Here is a 16058-nt window from a genome sequence, read left to right on the forward strand (position 1 = left end):
TTGTTTGAAAAGTGTCAGCTTGAGCCTTAAATGCAACTTAGAGAAGTGATCGCAAGTCCCATAACTCTCATTATCTCGTTTAACTTCTCGATAGCCAGAGTAGTCAAACATACGTTGGATGACTTTTCAAACATCCTCTAAGCAAAATGGCATTCGACTTACTCATTTTGGTGTTTTCCGCAAGCAAAAGGGCATTTGACTTACTCAAAATGACATTCGACTTACTCATTTTGGTATTTTTTGCAAGCAAAAGGACATTCGACTTAAGCAAAATGGCATTCGACTTACTCATTTTGGTGTTTTCCGCAAGTAAAATGTCATTCGACTTACTCATTTCGGTATAAGTACTTATTTTGGTGAAAGCAAGTGTGCGTAAATAATTAAAGGTTTGTGCGCCTCTACTCCCAAGTAGACACATCTCGCAGCACACTAGGAATTTCCCCTTGAGATAAGGGAAACTCTAACATAGTCTCTCTATGACCCAAATACCCAGATTCAGCAAACGATAAAAGCATTCGTGAAAGTGCCAGCCAAACCTCCGGTTCGTATTCCCAATCACGATAACGCGAAGCCTTTCCAGCAATTGAACGCATTGCCCAAAAATAAGAATTTCTCACCACAGAACCAGCCTTTTTAAACTCTGGCAAATCTTCGTGGTGGATAAAAAGCACTTTATTTTCTATTTTGGCTCTCATAGCAATTTTGGATTTTAGATTATAGTAAAATAATGTTATTCACAAATGATATAAGACAAGGTGAGAACATGAGTAAATAACTTAAAACTCTTACAGGCGATTTCAGATAAAGAAATAAGTTAGCAATTCTTTATATTCTGTCTCAGGCGCTCAAATTCCCAGACGTGCGATTTTCAAAGGCTAAAGATATTGCGTTTTATAAGCAAGCTAGGCTCCAAAAGGCAAAGGTAAATAAGCCTCAAAGCCTCTTCCATTGTAGTAATTACGAATTGCGTTAGCATTAATAAAACTAGACCCTTGACAAATATAATAGATAGAAGGCAATAATTTATGATTCAAACCTTAGGTAAAATAGTTACATTCGATGAATTCGTTGCTAGATATCCAGACAACACAGGAAAACGTTATGAATTGCATGATGGAGTAATAGTCGAAATGTCCCAACCAACAGGCGACCATGAAGAGGTAGTTGGATTTTTAGCTTTTGAAATTACTAGAGAGTGTATTCGTTTAAATCTCCCCTACTTTATACCGAAAACAGTATTAGTAAAACCGCTTGAAAGTGAATCGGCTTACTCACCAGATGTGCTGATATTAAATCGCCCTAATTTGATAAACGAACCTCTTTGGAAAAAACAATCTACCGTAAATCAAGCGGAATCAATAGCTTTAGTAGTTGAGGTAGTGAGTACAAATTGGCGTGATGATTATTTAAAAAAAGCTGCTGACTATGAGGCTATGGGCATCCCAGAATATTGGATTGTAGACTATGCTGCTTTAGGCGGTAGGCGATTTATTGGCAACCCCAAAGAACCAACTATATCGCTCTACACTTTAATTGAGGGAGAATACCAAGTCAGCCAGTTTCGAGGTAGCGATGCCTGCGGCGGTAAACAACGCATTATCTCACAGACTTTCCCAGAGTTAAATTTAACCGTCGAACAGATTTTTCAAGCTGGTGGATACCCTGCATAGTGTTAGAAAAGAGCAATTTCACTATTAGCGGGACAAAAAGCCCCACTAATTGTTAACTATTGAAGTTAAATTTTCCTTTACTTCCAGTCTTTATCTGCTTGTGAAAGCACATAAGCAGCTACATCTTCAATCTGATTAGGTTTCAAACGGCCTTTAAAAGCAGGCATGGCATTTTTACCATTAGTAACCTGAGTAATAATTGCCTCTGCTGAGTACAAACCATATTTTTCTAAAGCATCTTTCTTCAGTGTTTTCTGCCCTTGAACCAGATTTTTGCCACCTGCATGACAAGAGGCACAATTAGCACTAAATACTTTAGCTCCACTAACAGTATCGTCTGCCAAAGCTGGACTACTGAAGGCAAAGGTGAAGATTGCTATGCCTAACAGCATTAGTGTAATAATTTTTTTCATTTCGTGTTTCCTCTACAATATCCTTCATAATTGTCAATTGAACTGCTGCCATAGTCAAATGACAATCTGTCAAACTTAGTCCTAAAATTTTTGAATATTCAGGTTTTGAGATTTAAGGCTGTTAGTACGCAGTAATATTTGATGACAACTTGCTTTGCATTTACGCTGACGATTAAAATGCAAATATATATAAATTTTTATAAGTTATAACTAAGAAATCATAACGTTTAAGGATGAAATATCAAAGATAAAAATTATCTTGCTTTATACTTCATTCTTTGTTGTTTATTTGACAGATGCTAACTGAGTAAGCGCATCTTCTGTAACGCGGCAAATTCGCCAATCATCTAATATAGATGCTCCCATACTACGATAAAATTCTTGGGCTGATTCGTTCCAATCCAATACACTCCACTCTAACCGCCCACAATCTCTTTCTACAGCTATCTGGGCTACTTTAGTAATGAGAGCCTTACCGATACCTTGCCTGCGATATTCTGGTAAAACAAATAAATCTTCCAGATAAATTCCTGGCTTAGTCAGAAATGTTGAATAATTATGAAAAAATAGGGCAAAACCAACAGCTTCACCCGCAGATTCCGCTAAAATTGCTTCTATATATCTGTGCGAACCAAACAAATGTTCCTTAAGTGCTAGAGCATTGCCAGTAATAGCGTGAGATAATTTTTCATAATCTGCAAGCCCCTGAATTAATTTAAATAGTACGCTGCAATCATCTGCTTGGGCAAAACGCAAAATCAAATTGTTAGGCGAAGTCATTAGTCCATAGTCTATAGTATATAATCCATAGTCTATAGGCATCTGTGCAGGTTTTTTTGATTAATGACTAAATAAAAACTGAAAAAAGGTACAAAACATCCAGTTTTGTGTAAGTCTTCTTGTAGATGGCGATCGCTAAAGCTCAAAAAATATCCAGATACAAGCTCCTAAATTCGTTAGGAATGTGGATTTAATAAAAAGCAAGTTTTGTAGAGTGTCTTATCGCCAAGAGTACGTCAGAGAAACTGTGGAACGGGTGAGGCTCGATAGCGAAGCAGAAGCATCTAACTCGCAACCGCTACGCTAACACTAATCGCCTACAGAAGGAAATCTTCTTGCAGTTCTGGTGTAACCAGCTGCTACAACGTCTGGAAGCTCCTCAACGTACTGGCTTCCCTACGAAATTTCAAGTTTTGCACTCTAATTTTATTTGATCTATGTTCGTTAGTAAAGCTAATTAGATCAGCGATCGCATCTCTATCTTCATCAACGTAATTAAATCAACCAACCTTTTAAACGTTTTGCTATGTGGGGACGACGCAATTTTCGCATGGCTTTACTTTGAATTTGTCGCACTCGCTCACGAGAAAGATTGAACATATTGCCAACTTCTTCCAGAGTACAGGGTTCGCTAGTTGTCAAACCATAACGCAGAGAAATTACATCTTTCTCCCGTGGAGTTAACACATCACCCAAGACTTCCCAAATCTCCTGACGCATCATGTTTTCGTTCATTTTTGCTTCTGGAGACAAGTTATCTTCATCTTCTAGCAAATCCATCAATTCCGTATCTTCTTCTTTACCAACACGGTGGTTGAGGGAAAGTGCTTGACGGCGTAGTTGTTGGAGTTGGCGTAATTGTTGCACACTAATTTCTAAAGCTTCTGCCATTTCGCCTTCGGTGGGATTACGACAGAGTTTTTGCTTGAGTTCTCGTTGTGCTTTTTTCAGCTTATTAAGCTTTTCAACAATATGAATAGGTAGCCGAATTGTCCGCGCATCGTTAGCTATAGCTCTGGTAATCGCTTGTCTAATCCACCAATAGGCATAGGTAGAAAACTTATATCCTTTATCTGGATCAAACTTTTCTGTAGCACGATTTAAACCCATTGCTCCTTCCTGAATTAAATCCAGAAAAGGCACTCCCCGATTCAAATATCGTTTAGCAATAGAAACTACCAATCTCAGGTTTGAGCGAATCATTTTGCGTTTCGCTACTCTACCTTGATACAAGCGACTTTCTAGTTGCTTTTCCGTCAATTCTAGTTCACAAGCCACTTCTAATTTACTAGATTCCTTTCCTAGTTTTAAGTCTAAGGCAGCTTGTATTTCTCTTACTTCCTCTAGAAACCTGACTCGCCGTGCTAACTCTACCTCTTCCTCAGGTTTTAGCAACGGATAACGCGCCATTTCTTTAAAAAACGCGCCTACGGCATCATCATGCTCGGTTTTATTGTATCCCGAAGGACGAGCCGCCGCCATGTCATCTCCATCCCGTTCATCTGATTCCAGATTTTCTACTACAATTGGAGACTCTTCTTGTACCACTGCATCTAAACTATCGAGTGATGGTTCTTCGCTATCAGCATTATTCTCCAGTATTTCCATTTTTCCCAATTCAACAATATTCATACTTTTCTTTAGGGATTGTTGCTTTGTTTAGTACATAATTTAGTTACAGCTACTCGTTGGAGGCTTGGTAGTTTTCCCTAATGGACGAATGCACCCGTTTATATAGCCAAGTACAAGTTTATGTTAATTTATCTTCAGGAATAAAAATTGGCATCTACCTACTACCCATAGGTTACAGTTAGATACAATCTATAACTAAAGCGACCTTCGCACCCTACAAAACTTTATTCTCAGACTCCCAACATATCTATTCTTCATTTTTTTTGGAATTATCAAATATGTTAAACCTCTCTCAAACTTTCTCAACCTTGACAAATATAAAAATCTCAGCTAACCATCCACATTTCTTAAACTTTCATATATTTTTCTAAACAATTTTAATCTTGAGGCGTTGGAATTCCAAGATAAATCGAAAACTTGGTGCTAGGGTATGGATTCCTGTTTAAAGTTACCCACATAATACAAATTACAATAATGGCAGCTTAATTTCAGGATGATTGTATAAAAGCATCTCATATGCATAAAGGGTTGAATATCTATCGATAGGCGGAAAAAGACTACTCCCTCTTTAGTAGATACAGCAACTGTTGCAGCAAGAGCCAAGATGCTTTCATTTGTATAGTGGGCACCAAATATTTATTGCATATATAGTTGATACGAATTTGTCTAGTAGATTACATAAGAGGAAACTTATCAAGTATTATGAATAATAACAGTATTGAGAAATACTATTTAAATTTAAGAAAGCAAAAAATTAGAGTTTAGTTAGCTAGGTTAATTTTGACCAGCTATGTGAGAAAATATCTAATTACAAAGTCAGCAACTATGTATATTAATGACGTAAATTTATCTACTTTAGTAGTGGCTGAGTCTGGGAAATCATACCAGTCAGGTGCAACTCTGAATAGGTGGGTTGAAGTACTGGTAGACTGTCCAGGAAGTACAGGACTATTTACTTATCGATTGCCAGCCCAGTTAGAAATAAAACCAGGGGATATTTTAAGTGTGCCATTTGGGGCACAACAATTAGGAGCGATCGCTATTCGGTTACTGGCAGAACCAAATGTCGATTTACCACCAGAAAAAATCCGGGAAGTAGAAGATATAGTCAGCGTCGGATTTTTCCCAACTGCTTATTGGGAATTACTCAATCGAGTTGCAGCATATTACTATACGCCCCTAATTCAAGTAATCCGGGTTGCTTTACCACCAGGGTTGTTGGGGCGATCGCAGCGTCGTATCCGGCTCGTTAGAGGCGAGAATACACAGGAGAGTCGTTATTTACTAGCATCTCCCAATCCTTCAGCTTTTTTAACTCCAACTGCGCGGCAAATTTGGGAACTTTTACAAGCGCAATCTGCGGGAAATTACAGTTTCATTTACCTTCAACAAAAAGTTAAATCTGCTTATCGAGGAATTCGGGAATTGTTACGATTTGGTTTAGTAGAAAGCTACCTAGAACCGCCACGGCTGACTAAACCAAAGCTGCAAAAAGCAGTCATGCTCACAGGTATAATCGACCACGACTTAACTACTCGCCAACGAGAGATTTTAGAAGTGCTGCGGCGGCGTGGTGGGGAGTTGTGGCAAAATGAATTACTGCAAATTTGCAATGCTAGTTCATCTATCCTCAAAACCTTGGCACAAAAGGGTTACATCGTTGTTGAAGAACGCGAAGTATTGCGAACAGAACAAGGCCCAGCATTAGTAGGCGATGGGGCTAAATCCTTAACTGCTGCCCAAGCTAGCGCCTTAGAAACAATCCAGACAATAGATGGATTTGCTCAAGTTTTGTTGCATGGGGTGACAGGTTCAGGAAAAACCGAGGTATATTTGCAAGCGATCGCACCCCTCCTCAACCAAGGCAAATCCGCCCTAGTCTTAGTCCCAGAAATTGGACTCACACCCCAGCTAACTGACCGTTTTCGCGCCCGCTTTGGTAATAAAGTCAGCGTCTATCACAGCGCCCTTTCAGATGGTGAACGTTACGACACTTGGCGACAAATGCTTACCGGAGAACCCCAAGTTGTCATTGGTACCCGCAGCGCTGTTTTTGCCCCTTTGCCCAATTTAGGTTTAATCATCTTAGATGAAGAACACGACAGCAGCTTTAAACAAGACTCACCCATCCCCACCTACCACGCCCGTACCGTCGCTCAGTGGCGAGCCGAGTTAGAAAATTGTCCCTTAATTTTAGGTTCCGCTACGCCTTCGTTGGAAAGTTGGGTAAGCGTTAGGAGGCAGGAGGCAGGAGGCAGGGGGCAGGGGGCAGGGGAGCAGGGGAGCAGGGAAGCAGGGGGAGAATCCATAACTCATAACTCCTCACTCAGCACTCAGCACTCAGCACTCAGCACTCCTCACTCAGCACTCAGCACTCAGCACTCAGCACTCACCACTCCTCACTCAGCACTCAGCACTCATTACTTGAGTTTGCCGGAACGCATCAACTCCCGCCCTTTACCGCCAGTAGAAATAGTAGATATGCGGCAAGAGTTGCAGCAGGGAAATCGTTCTATATTTAGTAGATCCTTGCAAGAAGCTTTGCAACAGTTGCAAGAGAGAAAGCAACAGGGAATTTTGTTTATCCATCGGCGGGGACACAGTACTTTTGTCTCTTGCCGCAGTTGTGGATATGTGTTGGAATGTCCACACTGTGATGTGTCACTGGCGTATCACCACACCGAAGAAGGAGCGCCGGAATTATTGCGCTGTCATTACTGTAACTATACGCGATCGCATCCCAAATTCTGCCCTGATTGCAGTTCCCCCTACTTAAAATTCTTCGGTAGCGGTACTCAACGAGTGGCGCAAGAATTAGGGCGACAGTTCCCAGAGTTGCGCTTGATTCGCTTTGATAGCGATACCACCCGCAACAAAGGCTCACACCGTACCCTACTTACCCAGTTTGCTAACGGCGAAGCAGATTTATTAGTAGGTACGCAAATGCTCACCAAAGGTTTGGATTTACCGCAGGTGACACTTGTAGGCGTTGTTGCTGCCGATGGATTGCTGCATTTATCAGATTATCGCGCCAGTGAACGGGCATTTCAAACCTTAACTCAGGTAGCTGGACGTGCTGGTAGAGGCGACGATCCGGGTAGAGTGATTGTGCAGACTTATACCTTAGAGCATCAGGTAATTGCAGCAGTGCGATCGCACGATTATCAGTCTTTCTCTGAAGCTGAATTAGAACAACGCCAAGCACTCAATTATCCCCCATACGGGCGGTTAATTTTATTGCGCTTAAGTAGTCTTGACCCTATTCAAGTGCAGAACACAGCGCAAATTATCGCTACAGCCTTGAGTACAGAAGAAGAATTCGAGATATTAGGCCCAGCACCAGCGAGTATTTTACGAGTAGCTAATCGTTATCGCTGGCAGATATTGATTAAATTTGCTCCCGATGCATTGCCACAATTGCCAGATTGGGAAGAAGTCCGAGATATTTGTCCTCAATCTGTTAGCTTGACAATTGATGTAGACCCATTAAATATTATGTAATCATGAATTATATACACAATCACGCATGAAAATCTTTTTCCTATTCCCCAGAATTAGCTGATTCTGATGTTTGTCTCAAGCGTGGTGAATGAGTCTACTGCCAAAGGCTAAAGCCATAGACAACAGCAGCCAAAATCAATAAATAAAGACTGTAAATAATTAACCAAATACCCAATAATGCACTAAACGGGTGGGTGGAATTATTCCAGGTTTCCTGAATTTGCCCTTCTAAAGCCTGCTGGAGACTAGTGCTAGACACTTAGTAAAAATAGCACACTCACAAATAAAGCTGATTTGCTTGGTGATTGAGTCTAGCTAGGCATAATCCAATACGGTTCAGTTAGCGCAAAAAACCTTAAGCTGCGTAGGTTGGGTTGAGGAACGAAACCCAACATTTAGGCAGGTTTGTTGGATTTCGCAAAGCCTCAACCCAACCTACGATTCTCCTTAACTGAACCGTATTGAGGCATAATCTATCCTCAGATAGATAAAGTGAATCGCAGTATGAGCTATTAACAAAGTAAAGGCATAGATATTCAAAGAGTTTTTCAGGATTTGCTGCCAAAGTTAGTTGTATATTGACAGCACAGACAAAAATCAACGATGTCAGCAGCAGTTAAAGGGTTACGGTGATAATTTTGAAGATTTATTGCTTTTTACGTAATCATGCTGTACAGAGTTGAAGAGTTAAGAAGTTCCCCTAAAAACTAAGTTCAGTAATTAATATAATTTTAAGTATTTACTAAATAATTTGTACGTAGTCTGGAGGATAGACTATGGTTTCTACGCCAGCTTCAATTCAGTCCATAAAAATACAGTTTTTTCAGCAAAAAAGGCGGAAGTTCGCTCACGCATCATTTCGTTGGCGCAGCCTCTCGTAGAGAAGAGAAGAATTCCAATCAAGCGCTCATAAATTCTGGCGACCGAAAGGCAGTAGTCTGAGTCCCCCACCAAAATACGCAGATTTGGTAGACCCAGTGCTGCGAGAAAGTTTCCTCCGATCTAACTTCTCTCCAAGTAGAGGAAGTGACGTGGTGGGTTGAATCCACCACTATATTGCATTCTTTATGCGCTCAGGCTTGAAAATGCTGAGTGCTGTTAGCGGAGCTAGGGTTTAGCCTGTGCTGCGTAAAAATATTAGTTCTCAGTTCCCAGTCCCTTTTTCATGCTTAGTGGTGAAGTTTTTTCATTGGGACTGCCTTCTTTAATAACAGAATTGTCTGCGCTCTAGCGTTGGTGAGTGGAGTGATCTGACTAAGAGTAACCAGATAACCGATCAAATGGTTTCTCTGGATCTTGCGGTCATCATGTTCGTTTCTAGCCAGTCAAGGATCGCCAAGAATAATCATTGCAGATACTTGACCGATGTCAATGGACTACTCACGTATCAACTTCGACTACAACGGCAAGGTATATATGATTTACAATTTCAAACCCAAAATACTGGTATTAGCAATTGTTCCAGCGCTGATTAATTTTCAACCAAATAACGCTCCTGTACCATCTGGGTATATTAAAGACATTGGTCAAGCTTACAATAATACTCAGGGCTTTGGTTGGGTGCGTGAAGATAGCTTAGGCAATAGTACACGAATTCCCCTTGATATTCAACTTAATACACGCGATCGCAAACAAAGTGGCATTGAGCAGCGACTTAATACACTGATTCATATGCAATATCCTGCTAATAACTATTCAGGAACAGCAGTGAAGATACCTGCGGCTTGGGAATATGCCCTAGCTAATGGTTCGTATAATGTGACCGTTAGCGTTGGTGATGCTGGTAATGCTGTAGATAGTAACCACAAGCTCAATATAGAAGGCACAGTTGCTATTTCTGGCTTTGTACCAACGGCAACCAAAAAGTTTACCGCAGTTACTCGAATTGTTAGTGTTAACGATGGCAAACTTACAATTGATGCTAAAGGTGGTAGGAATACCAAGCTCAATTATATTGCGATCGCACCGGGTAACCATCCCTCAGTCAGAACGAGCAATCCTACCAATAGTCAGACCAATGTGTTGCCAGATATCTCGATTGCAGTAGACGTGAATCTCCCTAACAGTGGTATCGCGGTTAATACCCTTTCAGCCTCAACCATCAAACTGATCGATAGCAGCACTAATACACAAGTCGATGCCAATTACACCACTTCGGGTGGCGGAGATGTAATGGTAGTGTCTCCGACAAGTCATCTCAAGGAAAATACCAAATATCTCTTACAAATCACCGACGGGGTTAAAGATAGCAATGGTACTGCATTCTTACCCCATAGCATCAGTTTCACAACAGGCATCCTGGGGAACGGAGGAAGTAATATTACTTTTGAGCAAATCTCACTACCGAATGTACCTAACAAATCTTACACCACAGTAGCGATTGGGCCTGACAATAAACTCTATGCTGCCACCTTACTAGGTGAGATTTTGCGCTTCCCGATCAATGCTAATGGCACCCTGGGTACGCCACAAACGATTTCTTCATTGCAGACTGCCAATGGTGGTAACAGAACTATCATTGGTATGCACTTTGATCCCTCATCAACAAATGCCAGCAACCTAATTCTATGGGTAACAAACAACTACTACTGGAATGGAAGTGTTGATGCGCCAGAGTGGAGTGGTAAAATTACTCGGTTGAGCGGTTCCAACCTAGAAACAGTAAAAGACTATGTGGTTGATTTACCACGCTCGATCCGGGATCATGTAACCAACAGCATTGACTTTAACCCTAATGAGCCAAATGTGCTGTATGTGTTGCAAGGTAGTAATAGTAGTACGGGCGCACCAAATAGTGTCTGGAGAAATCGTCCTGAGAAATTATTAACTGCTGCTCTATTACGAGTTGACTTGTCCAAGATCACCTCATTTCCTTTAAGCGTTAAGACGGAGGATGGAGGTACTTATAACCCCTTTAACCCAGGAGCAGCTGTAACCATCTTTGCGAGTGGTATACGTAATGCCTACGATCTGGTTTGGCATACCAATGGGCAGTTGTATGTGGCAACCAATGGTTCAGCAGCTGGTGGCAATACGCCAAATACACCTATCCCCCTACCTGTTGCCTGCCAAAACCGGATCGATAAAGCTACGAATGGGGCTTATACTAGTCCATCTGTGCCTGCACTTAACAGTATAGGCACGCAGGAAGATTATCTGTTTCGCGTTGTTAAAAATGGTTATTATGGTCATCCGAACCCTAAGCGTTGTGAGTGGGTATTGAGTGGAGGCAATCCCACCGCTGGTACAGACCCAGGTCAGGTAAATGAATATCCCATTGGTACTCTACCTGACCGGAATTGGAAGGGTATTGCCTTCGATTTCGGAGAGCATTTTTCACCGGATGGTATGATTGAATACCGTAGTAATGTTTTAGGTGGCAAGCTGCAAGGCAAACTGCTGGTGATCCGCTACAGTGCTGGTAATGACATCATTATGCTAACACCGGGTGGCGCAAACTTGGATATTGTAAATTTCCAAACGGGTATTACTGGCTTCACCGGTTTTGACCCAAGTCCATTGGATTTGATTGAGAATCCCACGAATGGACATATCTACGTGACGCAGCTCGGTGAAACGACTGGCGGCAAAATTACACTTCTGCGTCCAGTCAATTAATATCAGTTAATATGTCAGCTTTACAAAGTCAGGCGAAACAAGTTTAAAGTTTGAATATTGAATCTAATTAATCAACAATTCTGGTGCTACCAATCCTTTTTGGATCGCTAAAACTGCGGCTTGGGTGCGATCGCGTACTTCTAGTTTCTGCAAAATCGCATGGACATGAACCCGCACTGTACCAGGGGCAATGTAGAGACTTTCGGCAATTTCTTGATTGCTTTTGCCAGTTGCTACCAGTGCCAAAATTTCTTGTTCCCGCTTCGTTAAGGGATTTTCTAGGAGTTCGTCAGTTTTTACAGGTAGTACCGCCGTAGAATTGCCCTTAAAAGCCGCCCTAATTTCTGTTGTTGCCGTTTGATCCCACCAAGAAGCCCCCGCTGCAACCGATCGCACCGCCAATATCAGAGAGTCAGCGGGAATACCTTTGAGGCAGTAACCTTGTGCCCCGGCGGCAATTAACCGTGAAATTAAGGGTTTTTCAGAACGAGACGTTAAAACGAGAATTGGTAAAGTTGGGTGCTTCTGCTTGATTTGGCGACAAGCCTCAATCCCACCAATTCCCGGTAAACCTATATCCAGCAAGACCAAATCCAGGGGATAGCGATTTGCTAATTCTACAGCTTGTTCCCCATCTTCTGCCTCTGCAACAATCTCCAAACTGGTTTCTTGTTGCAACCGCATCCGCAAACCAAGTCGAAATAATTCATCATCTTCAACGAGCAAGATTTTTGTCATTTGTCATTTGTCATTGGCTATTTCTCTCCTGCTCCCCCTGCTCCCCCTCTCAACTCCCCGGTGGTGGACAAGCTGGGAGTCCAAAACCAAACACTGCGCCCTTTGGTGAGCGATTCTCTGCCCAAATTGTACCCCCATGAGCAGCAATAATTTGCCTGGTCAAATAAAGCCCTAGTCCAGATCCTAAGACGTGGCGATCGCTGTGTCCTTGATAAAATCTCTCAAATAAGTGGGGTAACTCTTCTTCGGTAATGCCGGAACCAGTATCGAGTATTTTTACCACTTGATCGCTAGAATAACCTTCAAGTACTACTTCCACTTTACCGCCACGGGGAGTGTGATTGATACCGTTACTCAAAAGATTGGTAAAGACTCGACCCAGTTGTAAAGAATCGCCATTTACCCATAGAAAGCTGCGAAAATCTGATTCGCCATAGTGCAGAGAAATATAAACCTGACGTGTTCTCGCTAGTTCCGTCAGGGTGGCTATTATCTCTTCTGCCACAGTGGCTAAATTAACAGGTGATATTTGTAGCTTCAGCCCTTCGGTATCATTACGATACACATCTAAAAGAGTCTGGACTAATTGCAGTGTACTGCGATGACTACGAGCCATTGTTTGTAAAACTTTTGCTTGCATTGGCGTGATTTCACCAAATTGCTCATTTTGAAAATATTTCAGTGTTTCAATTGCTCCTAATAAGGGTGTTTTCAAATCATGCGTTAAGGTAGAAACAAAATCTTCACGCATTATCGCTAGTTGTTCTTGAGAGCGTAATTGTGCTTGCGTATAAGCGATCGCTTCTTCATTGCGGTGGTTGCGTTGGCGAAGCCCGCCGGAGGCATCGCTTAACCACCCCGTTATTACCAGCGCCAATACTGCAATTAACCTGTTTGCTAACGTTGGAAGATTAACCATCTCTCCTCCTGGGACAAACAAATTTAATAAAGTTAATCCTGTAGCTGCAAAAGTGACTCCTAATACTGCCCTCCGATTCAATCGAGAATCTGCTAACAAAATTGTCCCTGTGTAGAGGTAGCCAAATACGTACTCAGGTGGTGTCAAATATTCTAATCCTATTACTGTAGCAAAGGCGATCGCTATTAGTCCATATACTTCCCTACGCTCGTTTAAAGCTTCTTTTATCATCAATAATCGACTTAACATAGTCATTTTTGATTTACTAAAAAATAGTGATAATACAATCTATCAAACTATTTAATTTTCCAATTATGATTTATCAACAATCTATATCTACAAATATCAACTTTAAAATTAACTCTAAGAGGATGAATGAACAAGTCCTCTTCTTGGTAGCAAATACTTTGAGATCCCCCTAAATCCACGCCACGTGCTTCTCCTTGCCGGAGACGCTGCGCGTAGCTTGCTTCCCCGAAGGGGTACAAGTCGGGAAACCGCAAGGGCGCAGTGGCTCCCCTTAAAGAAGGTGGACTTTGAGAGAGGTTGCCCCCCTTTTTTAAGGGGGTTAGGGGGGATCTAGAAGTGCCTAAAATCACAAGCCAACCACTTTTCAAACATCCTCTAAAATTACAATTGTCCAGATGTCGGAAAGCAAACTGGGTAATTTGCGACAAAGAACGGGGTATCTACCATAATCTTCCCAATCCTTAATCCCATTAATAAAATCCTCTGGGATATTTATATTCTTTGAAAGTAGCAAACTTTCAAAATGTATTGTATAAACAAATAATCCTAACTAGCGAGATGAATGAAGAATAAAAATTAAATATTCTTAACAAAAACTTTAATAAGTCTCAGAAAAATAGTAATAACTGAAAATACTGAATCTCTCGAAATCAAATACCCCAACAGTTAATCTGTTATTTCTCAGAATTGGTTCGCTAGCACTTAAATTTAATTAAACACGAAATACATGGGACAAGGTTTTTTGCAAATTGGCTTAACGCTGTGTATCGTCATAGCAATCACTCCGCTATTCGGAAGATACATAGGACGTGTTTTCTTGGGAGAAAGAACACTGCTTGATTCTTTAATGAACCCGATAGAGCGAAGTATGTACGTACTAGCGGGTGTCCGAAGGAAAGATGATATGACTGGTTGGCAATACATTTGGGCTGTATTGTATAGCAATCTTATTATGGGTATTTCAGTGTATTTGCTGATATATTTTCAGAGACTCTTACCCTGGAATCCTAACAGCTTCGGTGCGCCTACCTGGGATGTATTGCTGCACACGACAATTTCATTTGTGACCAATACCGACCAACAACATTATGCTGGTGAGACAACATTAAGCTATTTTAGCCAGGTAGCAGCTTTAGGCTTTTTGATGTTCACCTCCGCAGCCACCGGTTTATCTGTAGGTATTGCCTTTATTCGGGGGTTGACGGGTAGACGACTAGGTAACTTTTACGTCGATCTTACCCGTGCGATTACGCGAATATTGCTGCCGATTTCGATTATTGGAGCGATCGCCTTGCTTGTGCTAGGTGTACCACAAACATTAGCTGGGACTCTGGATGTGAGAAGCTTGGATGGTGGGACGCAATATCTTGCCAGAGGTCCAGTAGCATCATTTGAAATGATCAAACTTTTGGGCGAAAACGGCGGTGGCTTTTTTGGCGTAAACTCAGCCCATCCCTTTGAAAATCCCAATGGCGCTTCTAACTTAATAGAAATGCTCGCCATGATTTCTATACCAGCAGCCTTGATTTACACCTACGGTATATTTGCCAATAACATTAAACAAGCTTGGCTACTTTTCTGGATGGTGTTTGTAATTTTTGTAGTTCTGGTGGGAGTAACAGCCGTGGGAGAACTGCAAGGTAATCCCCTTGTTAATAACACCTTTGGATTAGAACAGCCGAATTTAGAGGGTAAAGAAGTTCGATTTGGCTGGGCGCAAACGTCATTTTGGGCAGTGATGACTACCGCTACTATGTCTGGCGCTGTAAATGGGATGCACGATTCTTTGATGCCGTCAGGAATATTTTCGACTCTCTTCAGCTTGTTTATCCAGGTTATCTGGGGCAGTCAAGGAACAGGAACAGCTTACCTATTCATTTACTTAATTCTCACAGTGTTCCTAACTGGACTACTGGCAGGACGCACCCCAGAGTTTTTAGGACGTAAAATTGAAAAGCGAGAAATTGTCCTCACTTGCGTGGTGCTGTTAATTCACCCAATTTTAATTTTAATTCCCAGTGCGATCGCTTTGGCTTATCCCATCTCCCTGTCTGGAATTAGCAACCCCGGCCATCATGGTCTTTCGCAAGTAGTTTATGAATATGCCTCAGCAGCAGCAAATAATGGCTCTGGCTTAGAAGGATTGAAGAATAACACCCTGTGGTGGAACTTAAGTACTTTAGTTAGTTTAATAGGAGGACGCTACATTCCGATGATAGCCATCTTACTGTTAGCTGACGGGATGTCCCGCAAACAACAAGTACAAGAAACCCCTGGTATCCTAAAAACGGATTCTCTAGTATTTACTGTTATCACCGCCGCAGTGACACTGGTTTTAGGAGTATTGACTTTCTTTCCCGTTTTGGCCTTAGGCCCCATAGCTGAGGGTTTAAAACTAGCATCTGGCAGTTAGAAAAGTTATGAGTTACGAGTTTGGAATTAATAACTCCTAACTTTTACCCTCAGGGTACAGGGGATAAAAAATCTGTCACCTGTAACCTATTCCCTTCTTGACTCCTCACTCCTAACTCTCTTCAC

At 41.6% G+C, this 16058-nt stretch carries 11 protein-coding genes; 4 read left to right on the forward strand and 7 right to left on the reverse strand.

Annotation, left to right across the window (positions count from 1 at the left end):
* Window positions 1–398: 398 nt before the first annotated feature.
* The gene (locus ACEW80_RS12300; RefSeq protein WP_373526842.1) at window positions 399–695 is read right to left on the reverse strand and encodes a hypothetical protein; all 297 of its coding nucleotides are present in this window, start codon (window positions 693–695) and stop codon (window positions 399–401) included.
* Between the two features lie 330 nt (window positions 696–1025).
* On the opposite strand from ACEW80_RS12300, the gene ACEW80_RS12305 reads away from it, so the two are divergent.
* The gene (locus ACEW80_RS12305; protein WP_373526843.1) at window positions 1026–1670 is read left to right on the forward strand and encodes a Uma2 family endonuclease; all 645 of its coding nucleotides are present in this window, start codon (window positions 1026–1028) and stop codon (window positions 1668–1670) included.
* A 77-nt stretch (window positions 1671–1747) separates the two neighbouring features.
* On the opposite strand, the gene petJ is transcribed toward ACEW80_RS12305, so the two are convergent.
* From petJ to ACEW80_RS12320, 3 genes are all read right to left on the reverse strand, one after another.
* Window positions 1748–2083 carry a cytochrome c6 PetJ gene (gene petJ, locus ACEW80_RS12310; protein ID WP_373526844.1) on the reverse strand — a complete coding sequence of 112 codons (336 nt, stop codon included), beginning with the start codon at window positions 2081–2083 and terminating at the stop codon, window positions 1748–1750.
* A gap of 285 nt (window positions 2084–2368) precedes the next feature.
* The gene (locus tag ACEW80_RS12315; RefSeq protein WP_373526892.1) at window positions 2369–2863 is read right to left on the reverse strand and encodes an N-acetyltransferase family protein; all 495 of its coding nucleotides are present in this window, start codon (window positions 2861–2863) and stop codon (window positions 2369–2371) included.
* Window positions 2864–3358: 495 nt separating this feature from the next.
* Window positions 3359–4495 (reverse strand): RpoD/SigA family RNA polymerase sigma factor, encoded by a 1137-nt coding sequence (locus tag ACEW80_RS12320; protein WP_373526845.1) that lies wholly within the window; start codon window positions 4493–4495, stop codon window positions 3359–3361.
* A gap of 825 nt (window positions 4496–5320) precedes the next feature.
* Between ACEW80_RS12320 and priA the strand changes: the two genes are divergently transcribed.
* On the forward strand, window positions 5321–7996 hold the full coding sequence (priA, locus tag ACEW80_RS12325) for a primosomal protein N' (RefSeq protein WP_373526846.1): 2676 nt from the start codon (window positions 5321–5323) through the stop codon (window positions 7994–7996).
* A gap of 94 nt (window positions 7997–8090) precedes the next feature.
* Here priA and ACEW80_RS12330 read toward each other — a convergent pair whose 3' ends face one another.
* Window positions 8091–8255, reverse strand: a complete 165-nt coding sequence (locus ACEW80_RS12330; protein ID WP_373526847.1) for a hypothetical protein — start codon at window positions 8253–8255, stop codon at window positions 8091–8093.
* A gap of 1112 nt (window positions 8256–9367) precedes the next feature.
* Here ACEW80_RS12330 and ACEW80_RS12335 point away from each other — a divergent pair.
* Complete coding sequence (locus ACEW80_RS12335) at window positions 9368–11614, forward strand: Ig-like domain-containing protein (RefSeq protein WP_373526848.1); 2247 nt, start codon at window positions 9368–9370, stop codon at window positions 11612–11614.
* Window positions 11615–11677: 63 nt separating this feature from the next.
* On the opposite strand, the gene ACEW80_RS12340 is transcribed toward ACEW80_RS12335, so the two are convergent.
* Window positions 11678–12352, reverse strand: a complete 675-nt coding sequence (locus ACEW80_RS12340) for a response regulator (protein ID WP_373526849.1) — start codon at window positions 12350–12352, stop codon at window positions 11678–11680.
* A gap of 49 nt (window positions 12353–12401) precedes the next feature.
* Window positions 12402–13520 carry a sensor histidine kinase gene (locus ACEW80_RS12345; protein WP_373526850.1) on the reverse strand — a complete coding sequence of 373 codons (1119 nt, stop codon included), beginning with the start codon at window positions 13518–13520 and terminating at the stop codon, window positions 12402–12404.
* A 727-nt stretch (window positions 13521–14247) separates the two neighbouring features.
* Here ACEW80_RS12345 and kdpA point away from each other — a divergent pair.
* A complete protein-coding gene (kdpA, locus tag ACEW80_RS12350; RefSeq protein WP_373526851.1) occupies window positions 14248–15933 on the forward strand; it encodes a potassium-transporting ATPase subunit KdpA in 1686 nt (561 codons plus the stop codon).
* The last annotated feature ends 125 nt before the right edge of the window (window positions 15934–16058 follow it).

Origin of the sequence: Nostoc sp. (genome assembly GCF_041747015.1) — a bacterium.
Classification (GTDB): domain Bacteria; phylum Cyanobacteriota; class Cyanobacteriia; order Cyanobacteriales; family Nostocaceae; genus Nostoc.

What these genes read in the sequence shown, in the direction of transcription:
- ACEW80_RS12300 (WP_373526842.1), bottom strand. Translation starts at nt 695, where the DNA reads ATGAGAGCCAAAATAGAAAATAAAGTGCTTTTTATCCACCACGAAGAT.
- ACEW80_RS12305 (WP_373526843.1), top strand. Translation starts at nt 1,026, where the DNA reads ATGATTCAAACCTTAGGTAAAATAGTTACATTCGATGAATTCGTTGCT.
- petJ (WP_373526844.1), bottom strand. Translation starts at nt 2,083, where the DNA reads ATGAAAAAAATTATTACACTAATGCTGTTAGGCATAGCAATCTTCACC.
- ACEW80_RS12315 (WP_373526892.1), bottom strand. Translation starts at nt 2,863, where the DNA reads ATGACTTCGCCTAACAATTTGATTTTGCGTTTTGCCCAAGCAGATGAT.
- ACEW80_RS12320 (WP_373526845.1), bottom strand. Translation starts at nt 4,495, where the DNA reads ATGAATATTGTTGAATTGGGAAAAATGGAAATACTGGAGAATAATGCT.
- priA (WP_373526846.1), top strand. Translation starts at nt 5,321, where the DNA reads ATGTATATTAATGACGTAAATTTATCTACTTTAGTAGTGGCTGAGTCT.
- ACEW80_RS12335 (WP_373526848.1), top strand. Translation starts at nt 9,368, where the DNA reads ATGGACTACTCACGTATCAACTTCGACTACAACGGCAAGGTATATATG.
- ACEW80_RS12340 (WP_373526849.1), bottom strand. Translation starts at nt 12,352, where the DNA reads ATGACAAAAATCTTGCTCGTTGAAGATGATGAATTATTTCGACTTGGT.
- ACEW80_RS12345 (WP_373526850.1), bottom strand. Translation starts at nt 13,520, where the DNA reads ATGTTAAGTCGATTATTGATGATAAAAGAAGCTTTAAACGAGCGTAGG.
- kdpA (WP_373526851.1), top strand. Translation starts at nt 14,248, where the DNA reads ATGGGACAAGGTTTTTTGCAAATTGGCTTAACGCTGTGTATCGTCATA.